This window comes from Rhodococcus spelaei (assembly GCF_006704125.1).
Lineage (GTDB): Bacteria > Actinomycetota > Actinomycetes > Mycobacteriales > Mycobacteriaceae > Rhodococcus_G > Rhodococcus_G spelaei.
Genome location: NZ_VIGH01000008.1, coordinates 308,164 through 327,140, shown reverse-complemented (window position 1 = coordinate 327,140; position 18,977 = coordinate 308,164). Strand labels below are relative to the sequence as shown.

At 69.1% G+C, this 18,977-nt stretch carries 18 protein-coding genes; 5 read left to right on the top strand and 13 right to left on the bottom strand.

Annotated elements, in window-relative coordinates; all coding sequences use genetic code 11:
• A partial coding sequence (locus tag FK531_RS22470) for an HNH endonuclease (RefSeq protein WP_181763016.1) occupies window positions 1–662 on the top strand: 662 nt, incomplete at its 5' end.
• 15 nt (window positions 663–677) lie between these two features.
• On the opposite strand, the gene FK531_RS18530 is transcribed toward FK531_RS22470, so the two are convergent.
• From FK531_RS18530 to FK531_RS18520, 3 genes are read right to left on the bottom strand one after another with little or no spacing between them, the layout of a single operon-like run.
• Window positions 678–1,847: an SPFH domain-containing protein gene (locus FK531_RS18530; protein ID WP_142101938.1), complete on the bottom strand. Its 1,170-nt coding sequence runs from the start codon at window positions 1,845–1,847 to the stop codon at window positions 678–680.
• The gene (locus FK531_RS18525; protein ID WP_142101936.1) at window positions 1,848–2,279 is read right to left on the bottom strand and encodes an NfeD family protein; all 432 of its coding nucleotides are present in this window, start codon (window positions 2,277–2,279) and stop codon (window positions 1,848–1,850) included.
• A gap of 25 nt (window positions 2,280–2,304) precedes the next feature.
• The gene (locus tag FK531_RS18520; protein ID WP_142102006.1) at window positions 2,305–3,117 is read right to left on the bottom strand and encodes a DUF3097 domain-containing protein; all 813 of its coding nucleotides are present in this window, start codon (window positions 3,115–3,117) and stop codon (window positions 2,305–2,307) included.
• 81 nt (window positions 3,118–3,198) lie between these two features.
• On the opposite strand from FK531_RS18520, the gene FK531_RS18515 reads away from it, so the two are divergent.
• The gene (locus FK531_RS18515) at window positions 3,199–4,011 is read left to right on the top strand and encodes an Rv1486c family protein (protein ID WP_142101934.1); all 813 of its coding nucleotides are present in this window, start codon (window positions 3,199–3,201) and stop codon (window positions 4,009–4,011) included.
• Here the strand turns inward: FK531_RS18515 and FK531_RS18510 are convergent.
• A complete protein-coding gene (locus FK531_RS18510) occupies window positions 3,995–4,888 on the bottom strand; it encodes a class I SAM-dependent methyltransferase (protein WP_142101933.1) in 894 nt (297 codons plus the stop codon). The two genes, FK531_RS18515 and FK531_RS18510, sit on opposite strands and share 17 nt — an antisense overlap.
• A 99-nt stretch (window positions 4,889–4,987) precedes the next feature.
• Between FK531_RS18510 and FK531_RS18505 the strand changes: the two genes are divergently transcribed.
• From FK531_RS18505 to FK531_RS18495, 3 genes are all read left to right on the top strand, one after another.
• Window positions 4,988–6,559 carry a glycosyl hydrolase family 79 C-terminal domain-containing protein gene (locus FK531_RS18505; RefSeq protein ID WP_142101931.1) on the top strand — a complete coding sequence of 524 codons (1,572 nt, stop codon included), beginning with the start codon at window positions 4,988–4,990 and terminating at the stop codon, window positions 6,557–6,559.
• A 118-nt stretch (window positions 6,560–6,677) separates the two neighbouring features.
• Window positions 6,678–8,570 carry a sulfatase-like hydrolase/transferase gene (locus FK531_RS18500; protein ID WP_142101929.1) on the top strand — a complete coding sequence of 631 codons (1,893 nt, stop codon included), beginning with the start codon at window positions 6,678–6,680 and terminating at the stop codon, window positions 8,568–8,570.
• Window positions 8,571–8,638: 68 nt separating this feature from the next.
• Window positions 8,639–9,892 (top strand): type I glutamate--ammonia ligase, encoded by a 1,254-nt coding sequence (locus tag FK531_RS18495; RefSeq protein WP_142102004.1) that lies wholly within the window; start codon window positions 8,639–8,641, stop codon window positions 9,890–9,892.
• Window positions 9,893–9,906: 14 nt separating this feature from the next.
• Here the strand turns inward: FK531_RS18495 and FK531_RS18490 are convergent, their stop codons facing one another.
• The 9 genes from FK531_RS18490 to FK531_RS18450 form a co-directional block, all read right to left on the bottom strand.
• Window positions 9,907–10,179, bottom strand: coding sequence for a hypothetical protein (locus tag FK531_RS18490; protein WP_246098249.1), 273 nt, complete (start codon window positions 10,177–10,179; stop codon window positions 9,907–9,909).
• Between the two features lie 118 nt (window positions 10,180–10,297).
• Window positions 10,298–11,350 (bottom strand): ferrochelatase, encoded by a 1,053-nt coding sequence (locus FK531_RS18485; protein WP_142101925.1) that lies wholly within the window; start codon window positions 11,348–11,350, stop codon window positions 10,298–10,300.
• Between the two features lie 22 nt (window positions 11,351–11,372).
• Window positions 11,373–12,197: an NADH-dependent enoyl-ACP reductase InhA gene (gene inhA, locus FK531_RS18480; RefSeq protein WP_142101923.1), complete on the bottom strand. Its 825-nt coding sequence runs from the start codon at window positions 12,195–12,197 to the stop codon at window positions 11,373–11,375.
• A 51-nt stretch (window positions 12,198–12,248) separates the two neighbouring features.
• Window positions 12,249–12,971 (bottom strand): 3-oxoacyl-ACP reductase FabG1, encoded by a 723-nt coding sequence (gene fabG1, locus FK531_RS18475; protein WP_142101921.1) that lies wholly within the window; start codon window positions 12,969–12,971, stop codon window positions 12,249–12,251.
• Window positions 12,972–13,012: 41 nt separating this feature from the next.
• Window positions 13,013–13,993, bottom strand: a complete 981-nt coding sequence (locus FK531_RS18470; RefSeq protein ID WP_142101919.1) for a VWA domain-containing protein — start codon at window positions 13,991–13,993, stop codon at window positions 13,013–13,015.
• The gene (locus FK531_RS18465) at window positions 13,990–14,955 is read right to left on the bottom strand and encodes a DUF58 domain-containing protein (RefSeq protein ID WP_142101917.1); all 966 of its coding nucleotides are present in this window, start codon (window positions 14,953–14,955) and stop codon (window positions 13,990–13,992) included. The genes FK531_RS18470 and FK531_RS18465 overlap by 4 nt, the downstream gene beginning before the upstream one ends.
• Window positions 14,952–16,037 carry an AAA family ATPase gene (locus FK531_RS18460; protein ID WP_435531066.1) on the bottom strand — a complete coding sequence of 362 codons (1,086 nt, stop codon included), beginning with the start codon at window positions 16,035–16,037 and terminating at the stop codon, window positions 14,952–14,954. Before FK531_RS18460 ends, FK531_RS18465 begins: the two co-directional genes overlap by 4 nt.
• A gap of 69 nt (window positions 16,038–16,106) precedes the next feature.
• Window positions 16,107–17,711: an NlpC/P60 family protein gene (locus FK531_RS18455; RefSeq protein WP_142101915.1), complete on the bottom strand. Its 1,605-nt coding sequence runs from the start codon at window positions 17,709–17,711 to the stop codon at window positions 16,107–16,109.
• Window positions 17,712–18,106: 395 nt separating this feature from the next.
• On the bottom strand, window positions 18,107–18,616 hold the full coding sequence (locus tag FK531_RS18450; protein ID WP_142101913.1) for an Rv1476 family membrane protein: 510 nt from the start codon (window positions 18,614–18,616) through the stop codon (window positions 18,107–18,109).
• Window positions 18,617–18,977: the final 361 nt, after the last annotated feature.

Sequence of the window (18,977 nt, the reverse complement as noted above, 5' to 3'; positions counted from 1 at the left end):
CGCTCCTCGACTTCGCCACCGACACCCTCGAAGACCTCTACAACAAGTACGGCAACTACCGCACCCACCACGACGAAGACGAGGACGCCCGCGAGGACTACCAGGCAGCGAGGCGCGACGACAGCAACACCGTTGCACGCCAACGCGACTCCGGCCTCACCGTCTGCCGCTCCCGCGTCCTGCCCGCCGGCGCCCAACCCCGACGATCACGCCCCGACCCGCTACACACCCCACGACTACGCGCCGCGCACCTCGACGCCCTCCGCCGCCAACTCACGACAAACCCCGACTCGGTCCGAGCCCTCTTCCCCGACGGCCACGGCGGATTCACCGAACCACCACCCGGCGCCCTCACCTACCGCCCGAACACCACCCTCGCCGCAGCCATCCGACTGCGCGACGGCCACTGCCGCCACCCCGGCTGCACCGTCCCCGCCGACCGCTGCCAGATCGACCACATCGTCCCGTTCGACCACACCCGCCCCTGGCTCGGCGGCTGGACCATCGCCACCAACCTCCAGTGCCTCTGCGTCCTGCACCACCAACTCAAAACCGCAGGACACTGGCACTACGACATGCTCACCGACGCAGTCATCCACGCCCACAACACCATCGGCCAGCACGACATCACCCTGCCGATCCTCCGGCGACGGTATGGCTGAGCAATGGCCTCGAGACTACTGCTCCTGCTCCGGCGGCAGCGCATGCTGCGACGGCGTCGGTTCGACCGCGTGCACCGGCGCAAGCGAAGTGTCCACGGGCTGGCGCGCAACGGCTTCCGCGGCCGCAACGGCCCGCGCGACCGACGGGTCAGTCTTGGTCTCGAACCACTCCGCTACCTCGTCGGAATCGTCCGCGGGCGCGGACGCGTAGGCGGTCTCCGCGGTCGGCTCGTAGCGGAACACCCCGTCGTCGCCCGGCGCACCCAGAGTCTTCGCGAATCCCTTGAGCGCATCACCGAAGTCACTGGGCAGCAGCCACACCTTGTTCGCGTCGCCCTGCGCCATCTGCGGAAGCGTCTGAAGATACTGGTACGCAAGCATTTCCGGTGTCGGCTTCCCGGCCCTGATCGCCGCAAACGTCTTTTCGATGGCCTTCGCGTCGCCCTGCGCCTGCAGATACTTCGCCGCTCGCTCACCCTGCGCACTCAGGATCCGCGCCTGCCGCTCGCCCTCAGCGGTGAGGATGGCGGCCTGCTTGGCGCCCTCGGCCGCGAGGATCCGGGACTGCTTGTCGCCCTCCGCGGTCTTGATCGCCGACTCGCGATGTCCCTCTGCGGTCAGGATGGTGGCCCGCTTCTCACGGTCCGCCTTCATCTGCTTCTCCATCGACTCCTGGATCGACGGCGGCGGGTCGATGCTCTTGAGCTCGACGCGGGCCACCCGCAGACCCCAACGCCCGGTCGCCTCGTCGAGGACACCACGCAGCTGGCCGTTGATCGAGTCGCGCGAGGTGAGGGTCTCCTCGAGCGTCATGCCACCGACCACGTTGCGCAGCGTGGTGGTGGTGAGCTGCTCGACGCCGACGATGTAGTTGTTGATCTCGTACACCGCAGCCTGCGGATTGGTCACCTGGAAGTAGACGACGGTGTCGATGGACACGGTCAGGTTGTCCTGGGTGATCACCGGCTGCGGCGGGAACGAGACCACCCGCTCACGCAGGTCGACCTTCGCGCGGACCCGGTCCACGAACGGCACCAGGAACGTCAGCTGCCCGGACACCGTCTTGGCGTAGCGGCCGAGTCGTTCGATGACCGCGGCCTCGGCCTGCGGGACCAGGGTGACCGACTTCGCCACCACGATCACCACCAGCACGACGATCACGGCAAGGACAATCAGTGCAGCCATCTAGGGCCCCTTCCACACGACGGCGGTCGCGCCGTCGATCTCCATCACGGTCACAGTCGTGCCGGGCGGGTAGACCTCGGTCACGTCGAGTGCCCGCGCCGTCCACACCTGCCCGTCGAGCTTGATCTGGCCGCCATGCTCGGCGACCTCCTCGAGCACCAGCGCACGCTTACCCGGCAGCGCCTCGACGTTGGTGGGCAGCAACGGCGGCTTCGAGAACCGTCGCAGCAGGGCGGGCCGAACACCCAAGATCAACGCCAGCGAAACGACCGCGAAGATCACCGCGTCGATCCACACCGGCAGATCGGTCACCGCCGTGACACCCGCGGTGGCGAGCGCGCCGCCGGCAAGCATCAGCAGGAAGAAGTCCCCCGTCAACGCCTCGGCGGCGGCGAGCAATACCCCTGCTACCAGCCAAATTATCGCTGCCACCACACCATCTAACCAGAACTCGCGATCACTCGACGGTGACGAAATCCACGAGCCGCTCGACGGCACCGATCAGGGGCGCCTCGAGGTCCCGGAAACTCGACACCGCACCGTAGACGCGTCGCCACCCGTCCTGCGGCGTGCCCCATCCCAGCTCGCGGCAGATGCCGGTCTTCCAGTCCTCACCGCGCGGGATCTTCGGCCACGCCGCGATGCCAACGGACTTGGGCCGCACCGCTTCCCACACGTCGATGTAGGGATGACCGGTGACCATCACGTAGGGACCGAGGTTCTGGGTCATCCGCGACTCCTTGGAACCCTCGACGAGGTGGTCGGCGAGCACGCCCACCTTGCGTCCCGGTCCCGGCTCGAACTCGGCGAGCCGGTCCGCGAGGTTGTCGAGACCCTCGAGGTGCTCGACGACGACACCCTCGACCCGCAGGTCGTGCCCCCACACCCGTTCGACGATCGCGGCGTCGTGAATGCCCTCGACCCAGATCCGGCTCGGCAACGCGGTACGCGCACGCAACCCCTCGACCCGCGTCGAACCCGACGCGGACCGGGTCGTGGCGGCCGGTTTCTTCGTCGCGGTCGGCCGGACGAGGGTGACGGTCTTGCCGTCGATCAGGAACGCGGCCTGCCGCATCGCGAACAGGCGGGTCTGCCCGCGCCCGTCCTCGAGCCGGACGTAGTCGCCGTCGTAGGTCTTCTCCATGCCGACGACAGCGCCGCAGTACCCGGTGCCTGCGTCCTCGACGACCAGGCCCTTGTCCGCGGGCACCTTCGGGTACTCGGGCCGCCTGCTCCGGGCGTGGCCGCCGTAGATGTTTCCGCCGTACATGTCGCGTGAACTCACGGCCGTCAACGCTAGGACACCGCGACGTTGGCCAGGTTCCGCCACGCCGTCCTATGCTGGAATACCGTGTCCTGTCCCAGTTCCACCCTCGTCATGTGGGTCGCCGCGTGGCTCGCCGGTTCCAGCTCGCCGGACGACGTCATCGACGCCGTACAGGCGTGGGCGCCTATGCACCTGGTGGGCGCCGTCGACGCCGAGGTCGCGGTGCAGTGGGACCTCCCCTGGCCCGACCCCGAGGACGCCGGTCCCGTCCTGCTGCTACGCGCACTGCGACGTCTGGCCACCGAGGACCCGGAGGCCACGGTAGCGCTCGTCCTGCCGGCCCCCGGCGACGTCCGCGGACTGCCACTCGGCACCGCATTCGCCGGTGCCGCGATCGAGTCCGGGCAGGGCGTCCTGGTCGGCGCGGCGGGACGTCCCGGTCTCGGCATGGTTCCGACGGTCGATGGTCCGGATGTGTTGCGGTGGACGGTCTTTCCGGTTCCGTCCACGCCCTTGCAGGGCGAACAGATCGGCCTCGGCGAAGCCGAGTTCGAGCTGCGCCGGACCGTGACGGAAGCGGCGGAGGCGTTGACGTCGATGCAGGGCGGCTACGCCGCGGACGCCGGCGATCCGCGGACGCGCATCGCCGAGGCGATGGCCGAGTTCTCCCACCACAGCTATCCCGAGTCCACCCCCGCCCGCGCCCTGCGGATCTTCGACACCGCTGACCAGGTGGCCGCCATCTTGACGGTCGCCGGGGATTCCGGTGGTCGGGCGCAGACCGCGGCCGGCGCCGCGGCGCGGGAGGAGACGCTTCGACCTCTGTGGTCGGCAGTGCGGCGGGCCCGGCTCGGTGCGGTGAGCGCCAGCGTGCGGGCGGCTACTTCACCGCGGTGAAGTAGGCCGACTGCTTCGACAGATCGGCGAGGTCGTCCGGAAGTTCCGGAACCTGCAGTCCGTAGTCGGCGGCGAGTTCGAACAGCGTGAAGCGCTCCACCGACCAGTCGTGCTCGGTCAGCCACAGCACCGGGTCCGTCCGGTCGTCCTCGTAGAACAGATCGACGATGTTCATGTCGCCGAACGGGTTGCCGGGGAAGTACTTCTCCCTCATGGCGGCGAAGCGTCGCACGTCGACTCCGCTCCCGAAACCGTCCACGGCGAGCCTGCTGCCCGAGGCAGCGAGTCCGTCGATCCGTTCGAAGAGCGCGTCGTGTGCCGCACCGGGCAGGTACGGCAGCAGCCCCTCCGCCGACCAGGCTGACGGCGCGCCCGGGTCGAAGCCCGCGGCGGTCAGTGCGGAGGGCCAGTCCTCGCGCAGGTCGGCGGCAACCGGCCGTCGGTCGGCCTTCGCGTGGGCACCGTGCTCAGTGAGCACCCCGGCCTTGAAGTCCAGGACCTTCGGTTGATCGACCTCGAACACCGTCGTGCCGGCCGGCCAGTCGAGGCGGTACGCACGAGCGTCCAGGCCGGCGGCCACGATCACGGCCTGCGGCACCCCGGCCGCCGCAGCCGACAGGAAGAAATCGTCGAAGAACTTGGTCCGGACGCCCATGAACCCGGGGAAGAAGAACGGCGAACCTTCGAGCGGCGACGGGTCCGCCAACAATCCGGTGAAATGCGATTCGCCGGCGGCTTCCACGAACCACCGCGCGAACTCGTCCTCGATCAGTGCCTGTGGGCGGTCCGACTCGAGGGCCCGAAACGTCGCCACACCCAACGCGGTGCGGCCAACGCTACTGACGATGTCCCAGCTGTCTCCGTCAGTTCGCTTCATCGACGATGCCTCGCAATCGAGGTTGACCTGCTCAGCCGATCCTACGCCCGGCGCCTCGTTTCACTTCCTTCATCGGAGCCGCTGGCTAGGCTGCGGATCGTGTCCACCACAGGTCGGGTGTCCTGCTCCCGTTTCCGTCCCAGTCGGACGGCCGTCGTCCTGATCACCGCAGCGGTACCGGTGGCGCTCACGACGATTCCGGCGTCCGCCCAATCCCCGAACTCGGTGACCGTCGTGGTCGACACCACCGCGCCCGGCCGGACCGTTCCCGCCGACTTCCTCGGCCTGTCGTTCGAAGCCAACCTGATGCACGAGCAGTGGCTGGCGCCCGGCGCGGGGAACGTCTCGAAACTGATCGCCAACCTCGGCCACGGCAATCTCCGGTTCAGCGCGAACCAGGTCGACAACACCGCCTGGACGCCCGACCCCAGCTCGCCGCTGCCGGCGTGGGCCAAGGGCCAGCGGGTGACCCCGGACGACCTGTCCCGGGTCGGCAACCTGGCCCGGGACACCGGGTGGAGCGTCGACATGGGCGTGAACCTCGCACACTTCGACCCGGCCGCCGCCGCGGACCAGGCGCGTGCCGCCGAAGACCGCATCGGGTCCGCCCTGCGGTCGGTGCAGATCGGCAACGAACCCAACTTCTACGTCCTCGCTTCCGTAACCGGCGGAGGGCAGCGCAAGCCGTACCTGCCGGCGAGCTACGCGGACGACGCCCACAAGTACCGGGACGCGATCGCCGCCGCCGCACCCGGCGTGGCCGTCGAGGGACCGGACACCGCGGCCGGCGGGACGGGAAGTCCGCTGGCGGAAGCCGGGATGAAGGCAGCGCTGGTCGATCCCTGGCTGGACTCCTACATCGAACGGTTCGGCACCGAAAGCCGATCCCTCAACCAGCACTACTACCCCTTCGTCAACACGGCTCGCCTGGGACTGTCGGGGGGCAGCTCCGATGCCGTCGGCGGCCAGCCGACAGTCGACAAGCTGCTGTCACAGGACACCTCGGACCGGCAGACCGCGTTCATCCGCAGCCTGGTGTCCAAGGCCGAGAAGGCGGGTCTGCAGCCGCGCTTGACGGAAACCAACTCCGTCGCCAAGGAGGGCCTGCCCGGAGTGACGAACAGCTTCGGCGGCGCGCTCTGGACGGTGGACTACCTGATGACTGCCGCACGCGAAGGCGTCACCGGGGTCAACCTGCACCTACAGCCGAACGACTGCGAGAGCTACCCCGTCTTCTGCTTCCCCGACGACGCCGCTCGCGCCGCCGGCCAGGCGCGCCCCAACCCCAACTACTACGCGGCCCTCGCCGTCAGCAAGCTCGTCGGCGGCCAGATCCTGCCCACCACCGTCGATTCCGGCGGCAAGCGTGTGACGGCACTGGCGGTCCGAATGCCCGACGGCACTGTCAAGGTCATGGTCGACAACCTCGACCGCGGCGCCGATGCCGCCGTCACGGTCAAGGTCAAGGGCGGGTCCGGGACGGCCAGCGCCCAAAGGCTCACCGGCGGCGCACCGGAGTCCACGATCGGGACCACGTTCGCCGGTGCCGCGGTGACACCTGACGGCGCCTTCACCCCCGCCGCGTCGGAATCCGTTCCGGCCGTCGACGGTGCGTACCGACTCGACGCGGGAGCCGCCAGCGCCGTTCTCCTGACCGCCCCGGCGCGGTGACGGTCGCATCGGTATCGACCGGATTCTCCGGAAACACTGTGCCGCCGCGACTGACGGTGTAAACCGAATTCGGGGTGTCGTAAACCGAACTCGGGGGTCTCTCCGAAGAGGTGACTCAATGTCCGCAGAGCACACCGAGCACCAGATCGACAGGCGAAAGTTCCTCACCGGCGCCGCGGCAGTCGCGGGCGGCGTCACCGTCCTGACCGGATTGTTCGACAATCGCGCCGATGCCGCGGAACGGCCGGCCGGGGCCGCCCGCGGCAGCTACGACCAGCCGAACATCGTGTTCATCGTGGTCGACGAGATGCGATTCCCGCAGGTCTTCCCGGCGGGCATCAGCACGCCAGGCGAATTCCTGAAGCGCTTCATGCCCAATCTCTACAGCGTGTGGGCGCCCGGCGTGAAGTTCGGTCAGCACTTCACCGCGGGCGTAGCGTGCAGCCCGGGCCGGGCGTGCTTCGCCACCGGCCTGTACCCGATGCAGACGTGGTTGTTGCAGACCAGAACCGGAAACCGTGCGAGCCCCGTGCCGTCGCCTGCGCTCGACCGCGCCTTCCCCACCTACGGCAAGATCCTCCGGCAGGCCGGCTACGAGACCCCCTACGTCGGCAAATGGCATCTCTCACCCTCCCCGGACGCCGACTCCGGCGTCGGCGAGGGCTACCTGGATGCGTACGGCTTCCAGGGCCTGACCATGCCGGACATCATCGGGATGAACGGCGACGGCCTCAACTTCGACGGCACCATTGCCCGCCAGGGCGCCGCCTGGCTCGCCGGCCGCAGGCCCGACCAGAAACCGTTCTGTCTGACCGTCAGCTTCGTCAACCCGCATGACAAGCAGTTCTTCTGGGCCGGCACGGAGGCCGAGCGTTACGCCGCGCTGTTCCAGGACCACCAGCCCCCGCTGACTCCGGCGGTCGCCTGGCCACCGGACGCGGGGATCGAGGCCGAACCCCCGCGCGTCGGCTATCCGTCGATCCCGCCGAACTGGGAGTCCGCGGCGGCGCTGAAGTCCAAGCCGACGACGCAGGTCTTCGCCCGCGAGTTCCAGGCGCTGGTGTGGGGCGGGGTCACCGACGACCACGCGAACGGGTCGAACTTCTACCTCGCCCCGTACGGGGACGGGGCCGACCCGAAACGCAACATCGCGTACGCCCCGTACACCTACTGGGAGCGCGCCCTCGACAGCTACACCCAGGTGCTCTCGATGGTCGACGACCACATCGGCACGGTGCTGCACGCCCTGCCCGAGGACGTCGCCCGCAACACCGTCTTCGTGATGACCTCCGACCACGGCGAGTACGCGGGCGCGCACGGGCTCGTCTCCGGCAAGCTCGCGACGGCCTACGACGAGGCATTCCACATCCCGCTGATCGTCGCGGACCCGACCGGCCGCTTCACGGGCGACACCGACACCCTCCGCAGCCAGCTCACCTCCAGCGTCGACGTGCTCCCGATGCTCGCGAGCCTCGGGTACGGCGACCGGAGCTGGATGTCGGGCGATCTCGCCGCCACGTACGCCGAACGCCTCGACCTCATGCCGGTGCTGCGCAGCTCGACGGCATCGGGCCGCGACCACGTCGTCCTCGCCACCAACGAGCACGCCCCGCAGGCAACAATCTGGAACAACTCGCCGCAGCACATCTACGTCATGCGCACCCCCGAGGCGAAGGTCGCGGTGTACTCGGGGTGGTACGGCGACACCTCGATGGTCGACCCGTCCACGTTCCAGTACGAGTTCTACGACTACACCACCGAAGGCGGTCGCGCCGAACTCGACAACACCTTCGACGACGACCCGCGCGCGAAAGGCATGGCGGCGCAACTGATGACGCAGTACCTGCCCGGTCAGCTCGCGGCTCCCCTGCCACCGGCGTACCAGCAGCAGAGCGCCGCCTCGATGACCCGCTACCTCACCTACATTCAGGCGGTGAACCGCTACAACGACATTCAGCTCGACGAGCAGAACGCGCTGGCGAAGCTCACTGCGTTCGGCGAGGTGTTCTGACCGTGCCGTGGCAGACGGCGCCGGTCGAACTCGACCCGCGCGGGACCGTCGTCGGCTCTGTCGTGGACATGGCCGGGATCGCCCGGGCGAAGGTGATGCCCGTCGCGCGACTGTCGACGTTCGTGGAATCCGGTGCGGGCGCATCCCCGTGCTGGAACGTCTTCTGCGTCGACGACCACATCGCCTTCACCCCCACGCTGTCGGTTGTCGGTGACCTCCGCCTGCGGATCGACGCCGCCGACCTGCGTGACCTCGGCGGCGGAACATACTGGGCGCCCGCTGATCTCGTCGACCAGGACGGGTCGCCGTGGCCTGCCTGCCCTCGACACACTCTCCGCCGCACCACCCAACGGCTGACCGCCGCGGGTATCGAGGCCCGTGTGGGTCACGAGGTCGAGTTCACCCTCTTCGACGCGCTCGACCCGCAAGAGTGGTCTGCCTACGGATTGAACGCCGCCCTCCGCAAGGAGACCTTCATTCGAGACCTCCTGGACGCCGCGGCGACCGCGGGACTGACGATCGAGCAGGTCCATGCCGAGTACGGGCTGAACCAGTACGAAATCTCCCTCGGACCCGACGACCCGATCGCCGCCGCCGACAACGCGGTCCTCGCGCGGATTCTCGTCAGCCGGGTCGCACGCACGCACGACCTGCGCGCCTCGTTCGCCCCTGTTCCCGTCGCGGGCGGCGCCGGGAACGGTGCGCATCACCACATCTCGCTGCACCGCGGCGACCAGCCGATGTTCTCGGGCGGGTCCGGACCGCACGCACTGACCGTGGCGGGCGCGCACGCGGTGGCCGGGATCCTCGCCGCCCTTCCCGACTTCGTGCTCGTGCTCGCCGGATCCGCGCTCTCGCACCTGCGACTGCAGCCGAACACGTGGGGCGGTGCCTACACCTGCTGGGGTCTGGAGAACCGCGAGGCCGCGGTGCGCCTGTGCGCGGACACACCGGGGAATCCGCGCGGCGCACACATCGAGGTCAAACCAGTCGACCCGTCCGCCAATCCGTACCTCGCGGGCGCCGTGGTGCTCGGCGCCGCGCTCGCCGGGATCGACGGCGAACTCCCGCTGCCGCCCGAGGTCACGGTCAACCCGTCACTACTGCCGGACGGTGAGCGCACTGCCGCGGGTGTCGCATTGCTGCCGAGTCTGCCCGCGGACCTGCTCGGCCGACTGCAGGCCTCATCACTGGCCGGGGACCTCTTCGAGCCACTCCTGCTGGAGGCGCTGCTTGCGGTGAAGGGATACGAACTCAGCGAGTACGGCCGAAAGCCGCCCGCTGAAGTCGCGCAGCGGCTCCGTTTCGCCTGGACGATGTAGCCAGTCGGCCGGCGCTACCGACCGGGCTGGGAGGACTGGAACGTGTAGATGCGGCAACCGCCCATGTTCGCGGTCGACACGACCTGGTCGGCCCGCGTCTGATCGCCCTTGGCCACGAGATTGTTCGCGAGCGCGGCCTGGTCGTTGCAGAAGGCCTGCTGCTTGGGGTCGTCCGTCGGATTGCTGTAGTACGTCTGCGATGCGGCGAACGCGACGGACACGGCGCCGAGCGACGAGGTGATGGCGGCAGCGGCCAGAAATGTCGCTGCGAGAATTCGACGAAACATGACAGCCTCCCGCGGTGCGCACACGCACCGGCGATGACACCATCGTCGCATCCAACCGGCGTCGGGACCAGAGAAACTGCAAAGAATCCCGAGATCGGAACGACTCAAGTCTCCGGAGTCAACGCCCCGGACGGCGAGCAGGCTCGCAGCACCGCGTGGCACACAGCGCCCCGTCGACGCCGGCGCCGTACAGCGGCTCGGATCCCAACCTGCGCAGCGGCTCACCCCGCACCTGCTCGCCGACCAGGCTCGAGACCAGTTGCGCGAAACGCGGATCCGTCCCGGGTGTGCCGACCCGCACATAGCCGAGACCGAGTTCGGCGGCCCGGTCCCGGGCCTCGGTGTCGAGGTCCCAGATCACCTCGAGGTGATCGGAGACGAAACCGACCGGGCACACCACGACCGCTTCGGTGCCGGACGCCGCGAGCGCGCCCAGGTGATCGCAGATGTCCGGTTCGAGCCACGGCACCTGCGGCGGCCCCGATCGGGACTGCCACACCAGGTCGTGGTCCGCTGCCCCGACGGCCTCCGCGCACAGCCTGGCAGCCTCGGCGACCTGGCGACTGTAGAGCCGACCACCGTCGCCGGGCGGACCCGCCGACACGTCAGCCGACACCGGCACCGAGTGCGCGGTGAACACCAGCCGGGCGCCGGCGCGCTGGTGGTCGGGCAACTGCTCGCGGGCCGCGGAGATCGCGTCGGCGAACGACGCGATCAGCAGCGGGTGGTCGTAGTACTGGCGCAACTTCGTCAGCGTCGGTGCGCCCTCGCCGACCGACTCGCGGGCCCGGGCCACGTCCTCGTGGTACTGCCGGCAGCCCGAGTACCCGCCCCACGCGGACGTCGGGAACACCAACGCCGAGCGGACACCGTCGTCGCGCATGCGAGCGACGGTGTCCTCGACCATCGGGTGCCAGTTGCGGTTGCCGAAATAGATCGGCAATTCGATACCCGCAGAGGCGAACTCGGATTCGACCGCGGCGATGATGTCCCGGTTCAACCGGTTGATCGGCGAGACCCCACCGAAATGCAGGTAGTGCTCGACGACCTCGTCCAGGCGTTCCGGTGGCACTCCCCTGCCCCTGGTCACGTTCTCCAGGAACGGGCGGACGTCCTCGGGCTTCTCGGGCCCGCCGAAGGAGAGCAGCAGCAGCGCGTCGTACGCGGTCATCGACTCGGCATTCCTCTACGAGTCAGAGGTTCTCGGGCAACCAGGTGTTGTGGCTGGCACCGCCGTCGACGTAGATGATCGAGCCGGTGGTGGCGGGCAGCCAGTCCGACAGCACCGCGACGACCGACTTGGCGACCGCCGTCGGATCGTTGAAGTTCCAGCCGATCGGAGAGGCGGCATCCCAGTACTCGTTGAGCTGGTTCATCTTCGCGGCGTCGTCCGTCGCGGTGCCGGCGATCGCCTTCGCGGCGAGGGTCTTGATCGGACCGGCCGCAACCAGATTCGACCGGATCTTCTTGGCCTCGCCGACCTCGCGAGCCACGTAGCGGTTCACCGACTCGAGAGCCGCCTTCGCGACGCCCATCCAGTTGTAGTACGGCATCGCGGTGCGCGGATCGAAGTCCATGCCGACGATCGAACCGCCCTCGTTCATGACGGGAAGCACGGCGCGGGCGAGGGAGGCATAGCTCCACGCCGAGATCTCGAATGCCTTCGCCACGTCGGGGCCGGGGCCCTCGAGGAACGGCTTGGCGTCGGGACCCATGAGCGTGCGCGGCGCGAACGCGATGGAGTGCAGCACACCGTCGACACCCTCCGGCGCCACCTCGCGGACCCGATCGGCGAGCGCGGCCAGGTGCTCCTCGTTGGTGGCGTCGAGCTCGATCGCCGGCGGCACCTCCTGGGGCAGGCGCTTCGCGATGCGGTCGATCAGCCGCAGCCGGTCGAAGCCGGTGATGATGACCTTCGCGCCCTGCTCCTGCGCCATTGCGGCGGCATGGAACGCGATCGACGCGTCGGTGATGATGCCGGTGACGAGGATGGTCTTGCCTTCGAGCAGTCCGCCCATGGTGTTCTCCTGTGAGTGAAAGTCTGTGGGTGCGTGAAGTTTCGGGCGAACCTAGTGGCCCATGCCCATGCCGCCGTCGACCGGGATGACCGCACCGGAGACGTAGGCGGAGTCCTCGGACGCGAGGAAGCTGACCACGGCGGCGACGTCCTCGGCCTTGCCCACTCGCTGCAGCGGGATGAACTTCTTCGCCATCTCCTTCATGTCCTCCGGCAGGTCGGCGGTCATGTCGGTCTCGATGAAGCCGGGCGCCACCACGTTCGCGGTGATCGACCGCGAACCCAGCTCACGGGTCACCGAGCGCGCCAGACCGATCACGCCGGCCTTGGAGGCGGCGTAGTTGATCTGCCCGGCCTGACCGGCCATGCCCACCACCGAACCGAGGAAGATCATCCGGCCCCAGCGCGCCCGCAGCATCGCCCGGTTCGCCCGCTTGGCACAGCGGAACGCACCCGTCAGGTTGGCGTCGATGACGTTGGTGAACTGCTCCTCGCTCATCCGCATGAGGAGGACGTCGTCGGTGATGCCCGCGTTGGCGACGAGCACCTCGACCGGGCCCTGGTGGGCCTCGACCTCGGAGAACGCCCGGTCCACCGACTCCGAGTCCGTGACATCGCACTTCACACCGAACAGGCCCTCGGGCACCCCGGAACCGCGGTGCGTGACCGCCACCTTGTGGCCGTCCGCGGCGAGCCGCTGGGCCACCGCGAGGCCGATGCCACGGTTGCCTCCGGTCACCAGCACGGAACGGGACGGGGTGGAGGAGTTCGACATTCGATCAACCTATCTGTTCGTGTTCGTCTGGGGGATGTGGGTCACGGCAGTCGTTGGCGCAGCAGCAGAGCGGTCCCGAGACCCGCGGCGGTGCACAGTACCCCGAGCACCAGCCACATGCGGCTGGCATCGCCGCGAACGGTCTCGAAACCGATCTGCTCCTCGAGGGTGTCGTACACGTTGCGTAGCTCCTCGAGGCTCGACGCCGTGAAGAAGGTACCGCCCGAGAGTGTCGCAACCTCGCGTAACGACGGATCGTCCACCGGCACGGCGATCCGCTCGTCCCCGATGTCGACGGTTCCGTAGGAGGTGCCGAAGGAGATCGTCGAGATCGGGACCCCCTTCTCCTTCGCTTGCCGCGCGGCCGTGTATCCGCCGCGGGGGTCGTCCGGAAAGTCGGGGACCGTCTGTTTGCCGTCCGAGAGCAGCACGATCCGGGCGGGTGGCACCTGCTCACCGCCGCCGAGTACCGCGCCGAGCGTCTCGATCGACTGCAGCGACGTGAAGATCGCCTCGCCGGTCGCGGTCCGCTCGGCGAGGGTCAGGTGGTCGATCGCCGCCTTGGTCTCCTCGCGGTTGGTCGTCGGCGAGACCAGCACCGAAGCGGTGCCCGCGAACGCGACCAGACCGAGGTTGATGCCGGGGGTCAGTCCGTCCGCGAAGGCCTTCGCGGCCTCCTGCGCCGCGGCCAGCCGGTTCGGCTTGACGTCGGTCGACTTCATCGACAGCGACACGTCGATCACGAGCATGACGGTGGCGCGGTTGCGCGGCACCCGCTTGTCGGAGGTCGGCCCCGCCAGCGCGATGGTGAGAAGCAGCAAGCCGACCAGCACCAGTGCGGTGGGCACGTGCCGGAGCGGACTCTGGCGGGTGGGAGCGACCCTCTCCAGCAGTTCCAGGTTCGAGAACCGCAGCATCCGCTTGCGTCGTCCGCGCTGCACCAGCGCGTAGCCGACGGCCAGCGCGGCCACCACGAGAACGAAGGCCAGCCACCACGGTGAGGCGAATTCGGTCAGACTCACTGGCGGGGCGCTCGATTCACCCGAGCACCATAACTGTGCCTGCGGGCGGCGACGAAGCGAACGACGTCGGCGATCCAATCCCGGTCGGTGCGCAAACTCAACACCGGTGCGCCGCATCCGCGCAGGGTCTGCTCGACGGTGTCGCGGTGGGCCTGGGCGGCGGCCGCGAAGTCTGCCCGCAGCCCCGGCGAGGTGTGGAACTCCCGGGTGCGTCCCGACTCGGGGTCGTGCAGAACCACGTCGCCGAGATCGGGCAGTTCGAGGTCCCGCGGGTCGAGCACCTCGACGCCGAGCAGGTCGTGCCTGCCCGAGAGCGCGCGCAGCGAACGTTCCCAGTCGATCGGGCCCAGGAAGTCGCTGATGACGACCGCGAGGCCGCGACGGCGCTGCGGTCGCCGCAGCGACTCGATAGCGCCGCGCAGGTCGCCGCGGACGCCGTCCGGGGCGTGCGGGGTCGCCGCGATCGTGCGGAGCATGGCGTGCGCGTGCAACCGACCGCCCCGTGCCGGGATCCGGACCGTGCGTTCGCCGGTCGCCACGACCGCGCCGATCCGGTTGCCGCCGCCGCTGGTCAGGTGCGCGACCGCCGCCGCGGCAGCCACCGCGAGGTCCCGCTTCTCGGCGCCGACCGTGCCGAAGTCGAGGCTCGCGGACAGGTCGACCACCAACCAGGTCTCGAGTTCGCGGTCGGCGACCGACTGGCGGACGTGCGGGTGGGTGGTGCGGGCGGTGACCGACCAGTCCATCTGGCGGACGTCGTCGCCGGGCTGATACATCCGAGCGTCGCCGGGCTCGGTGCCCGGCCCGGGAATCAGGCCGAGGTGCTCGCCGTGCAGAACACCGTCCAGGCGCCGACGGACGGTCAGTTCGAGGGTCCGCAGCGCCGCGGTGAGCTCGGCGTCGCGGAGCTCACTGGCACGGAACGAGGGCAGCGTCGCATTGCCGCCCGACCGGGCGGTCACCGCTGCAGGCCACCCACCGACGCGGGCTGCGCGACCGCGGGTGCGGCGGGCGCCGCCGGCGCGACCGGTTGCGCGGCGACCTGCGGCAGCCCGACGGTCTGCAGCACCTTGGTGATGACGTCGTCCGCCGTGACCTCGTCCGCCAGCGCGTCGTAGGAGAGCACCAGCCGGTGCCGGAGCACGTCCGGAATCACCTCGAGCACGTCCTGCGGAACCACGTAGTCGCGGCCGCGCAACAACGCCAGGGCCCGCGAGGCCGCGATGATGCCGAGGGTCGCGCGGGGCGAGGCGCCGTAGGAGATCCAGCCCGCGACGTCGGTCAGTCCCAGGTCGGCCGGCTTGCGGGTGGCCGCGATCACGCGCACGACGTAGTCCACGAGTGCGTGGTGCACGAACACCCCGCTCGCGGCCTTCTGCAGCCGGATCAAGTCGTCGGGTCCGAGGACCTCGCGGGGTTCGGGGGCGGCGACGCCCATCCGGTAGACGATCTCGCGTTCCTCCTCGACCGTCGGGTAGTCGACGAGGACCTTGAACAGGAAGCGGTCGCGCTGCGCCTCGGGCAGCGGGTAGACGCCCTCGTTCTCGATCGGGTTCTGGGTGGCCATCACCAGGAACGGCTCGGGCATCGGGAAGGTCTTGCCACCGATCGTCACGTGCCGCTCGGCCATCACCTCGAGCAGTGCGGACTGCACCTTGGCCGGGGCGCGGTTGATCTCGTCGGCGAGCACAAAGTTCGCGACGACCGGACCGAGCTCGGTGTCGAACTCCTCGCGGCCCTGCCGGTAGATCCGGGTGCCCACCAGGTCGGTGGGGACGAGGTCCGGGGTGAACTGGACACGGGAGAAGGATCCGCCGACCACGGTCGCGAAGGTCTCGACGGCCAGGGTCTTGGCGACGCCCGGTACACCCTCGAGCAGTACGTGCCCCTTGGCGAGCAGTCCGACGAGGATGCGTTCGACCAGCCGGTCCTGCCCGACGATGACGCGCTTGACCTCGTAGATCACCTTCTCGAGCAGCTGCACATCCGACTCGACACCGTGCTGCGCACTCGACGCGCCGCCGGCCCCGTCCGCTGACGTCACCAAGAATCCACCGCTTTCATCTCGACCACTCCCGACCCGGCCCGCGCTCCCGACACGGGAGCAGGTGGGTCAGGAAACCATTCGGACCACGTAGGGAGTCATGCCACCCCAGCGCACCGGCGAGATCTTGACCACGTCGCCGGACTCCGGCGCCTCCAACATCTCCCCGTTGCCAAGGTACAGCGCGACATGCTGGCTGGCATTGGGCCCGTAGAAGATCATGTCGCCGCGTTTCATCTGCGAGGTCGGGAGCTGCTCGCCTGCCGTGTACTGGTAGCCGGTGTAGTGCGGCAGCGAGACTCCGATCCCCGCGAACGCGTAGATCATCAGACCCGAGCAGTCGAACCCGACCTTCTTGTAGTCGCCGTAGCTGTCGGCCACCCCGCCGTCCCGGATGCCGAGGGTGGGCCCGTTCGCGTTGCCGCCGCCCCAGGCGTACGTCACGCCCAGTTGGGACATGCCGCGGTCGATGACAGTCTCCACCGCCGCGCTGCCGGTCACCGACGGTTTGGGCTTGGGCTTGGCGGGCGAGGGCTTCGACGTCGACGGCTTGCTGGGGCTCGGTTTCGGTGTGTCGCTGTCGGAGTCGTCGGTCCCGGACTTGTCGGTCCCAGACTTGTCCGTGCCCGATGTGTCCGTCCCCGACGTGTCCGTGCCCGATGTGTCGGCGCCCGGGTCGTCCTCGATCTGGGTGTGCGAGCGTTGCCCCTCGGCGAGTTGCCGGGCCCGTTCGGCCGCGGCTTGATTCGCCGCCACCCGGGCTGCGGCCTGCGCCGCGGCCTGTTTGGCTGCCTCTGCCGCGGCCGCGGCCGCCGCCGCTTCGGCCGCGCGCTGGGTGTCCCAGTTGACGAAGGCCTGACGCTGCGTCTGCAGGCCCGAGACGTTGTCACGGGCGGCCGCGAGTGCGGTTTCCGCCGCCGCCTTCTGCGCCTCGACCTGCGCCTTCTTGCCCGCCTGTTCGGCGAGCGCAGTGCGCGCAACCTGGATTGCGTTCTCCGCGTCGGCCTTTCGCGATTCGGCCGCCGAGGCCGCATCGTCTGCCTGCTGCTTCGCCTGCCGGGCGGTGGAGTTCTTGTTGGCCTCCGCCGTCCGGGCGCGCTGCAGACCGTCGAGGACCGAACTGCGGTTGGTGGCAAGCAGCTTCATGAGCTGCGCGCGGTCGAGCACGTCGCCCGGCCCCTGGGACCCGAGGAACGAGGCGAACGAGGCGACTCCCGTGCCCTGCCGGTAGGTGTTCGCGGCGAACTCGTCGAACTTGGTCTGTGCCAGTTCGATCTGGGCGCCGGCGTCGCGCAGGGCCTGCAGCGTACTGCCGACCGCGCCGGCCGCGGCGCCCGCGATGTCCCGGGCGTTCTGCAGGTCGACGAGCGCCTTGTTGACGCCCTCACGCTTGATCGCGACGGCGTCGTCGAGCGCACTGAGTTGCTGGTCCGCCGCGGCCACCTCGTTGACCAGTGCACCGACCTGACCGAGCCGTGAATCCACGCCTGCGGTGGCCTGCTGCAGATCGGCGTCACTGGGATTCGGTGGTGGCGGCGGCACCGCGGACGAGAACCCCGGCGTCCCGGCGACGAGGGACGTCACGACGGCAAGTCCGACGAGTAGCTGCGCGCTGCGGGTTCTCGCACGTGAGAATCGGCGGCGGTGGGTTCCGCGCGGTGCCCCTGGCCTCACAAGTGTCTCCCTCGGTTCTGCCACCACGCCGAAACCGGCCGTGCAACTGAGCCCTGTGCTGCGTTCGAGCCCGGCCGCACCTTCCGCGTGATTGCGCCCGTTCGGGGAAGACGTGCATGCATCGCCGCCCGCGCGTGATTCACCGCGAGCACCGCGAACCGTGCGCCACTTCCATGGCCACACTGCCCATAGCGACACTTCTTCCCCAAAAAGTGCCAATGGCACCGTACGACACTTTGCCCACTAACGAAACTCCAGTCACAAAGAACAACACAGTAATTACAGCGCTGAACGGGGAATGGCCAGTGCACACGCCCGGAGGCGAAAGATAGTTACGGGGCCGAGATTTCGCCGGGCGATAACTCCCGGCAGGCGGCACACTGCCGCCACGCGCATCAGGACTGTCGGTCGCGTTCGCCTCGCCGCGCGCGCACGAACCAGGTTGCCGCGGCTGCGCCGCCGACCACCACCACCAGGCCGACGGTGATCAGACCGTAGGGCGCCTCCGGGCGCCCGATCTCGTCCAGGAACTGGTTGGCCGAATCGACCGCATTGCCGGTGTACGCCTTGTCCTGTGCGTCCTCGACGGAGACGCGGCTCAGCGCGTCGCTGTAGGTGCCCACCCAGTTCGGACTCAGCACCAGGACGGTCCCACCCTCGTGCTTGCCGACCTCCGTTGCGATGTCGCGCAGTTGCGAGTCCCGTCCGGGATTGTCCTTCAGCACGACGACCGAGAGCTTGATGCCGTCCTCACGCGCGCGGTCGACGACGGCCTCGAGTCCCGACACGTCACCTGCGGGCGCGGACACCCCGTCGTCCGCCAGATCGGCGACGATCGTGTCGATGTTCACCTCGGGCGGGATGTCGGCGGGAGCCGGGAGGAACGCAGTGAGGGCAGCAGGCATCTTTCATCCGGATCGGTATAGGAGACAGGGCGACGAGACACCCTCGGCGTCGAACACTGACGGGACTATCGGGTAATCGCACCGCACATTACGTGACGGGTACGCGCGATCGTGGAGGACAGCCGCACGCGTTGCGACCCGAGCCGGTCTCGGCAAGGATCGATCTGTGCGCGCCGCGCGAAACGCGGGGGGTGGCGATTCGCCCCGCGAGCTTCACAGGACAAGCGTACTGTTAGACTTGCCGCGAGACGCCTTCGGAGCAACCGGCCCACTCCCAGATTTCTGGTTCGTCCAGTGCCGGGCCGCTCCGACGAGCCTCGCTTCAGCCGTCGGCACAGCCCCGTCGACGGCGCACCTCAAA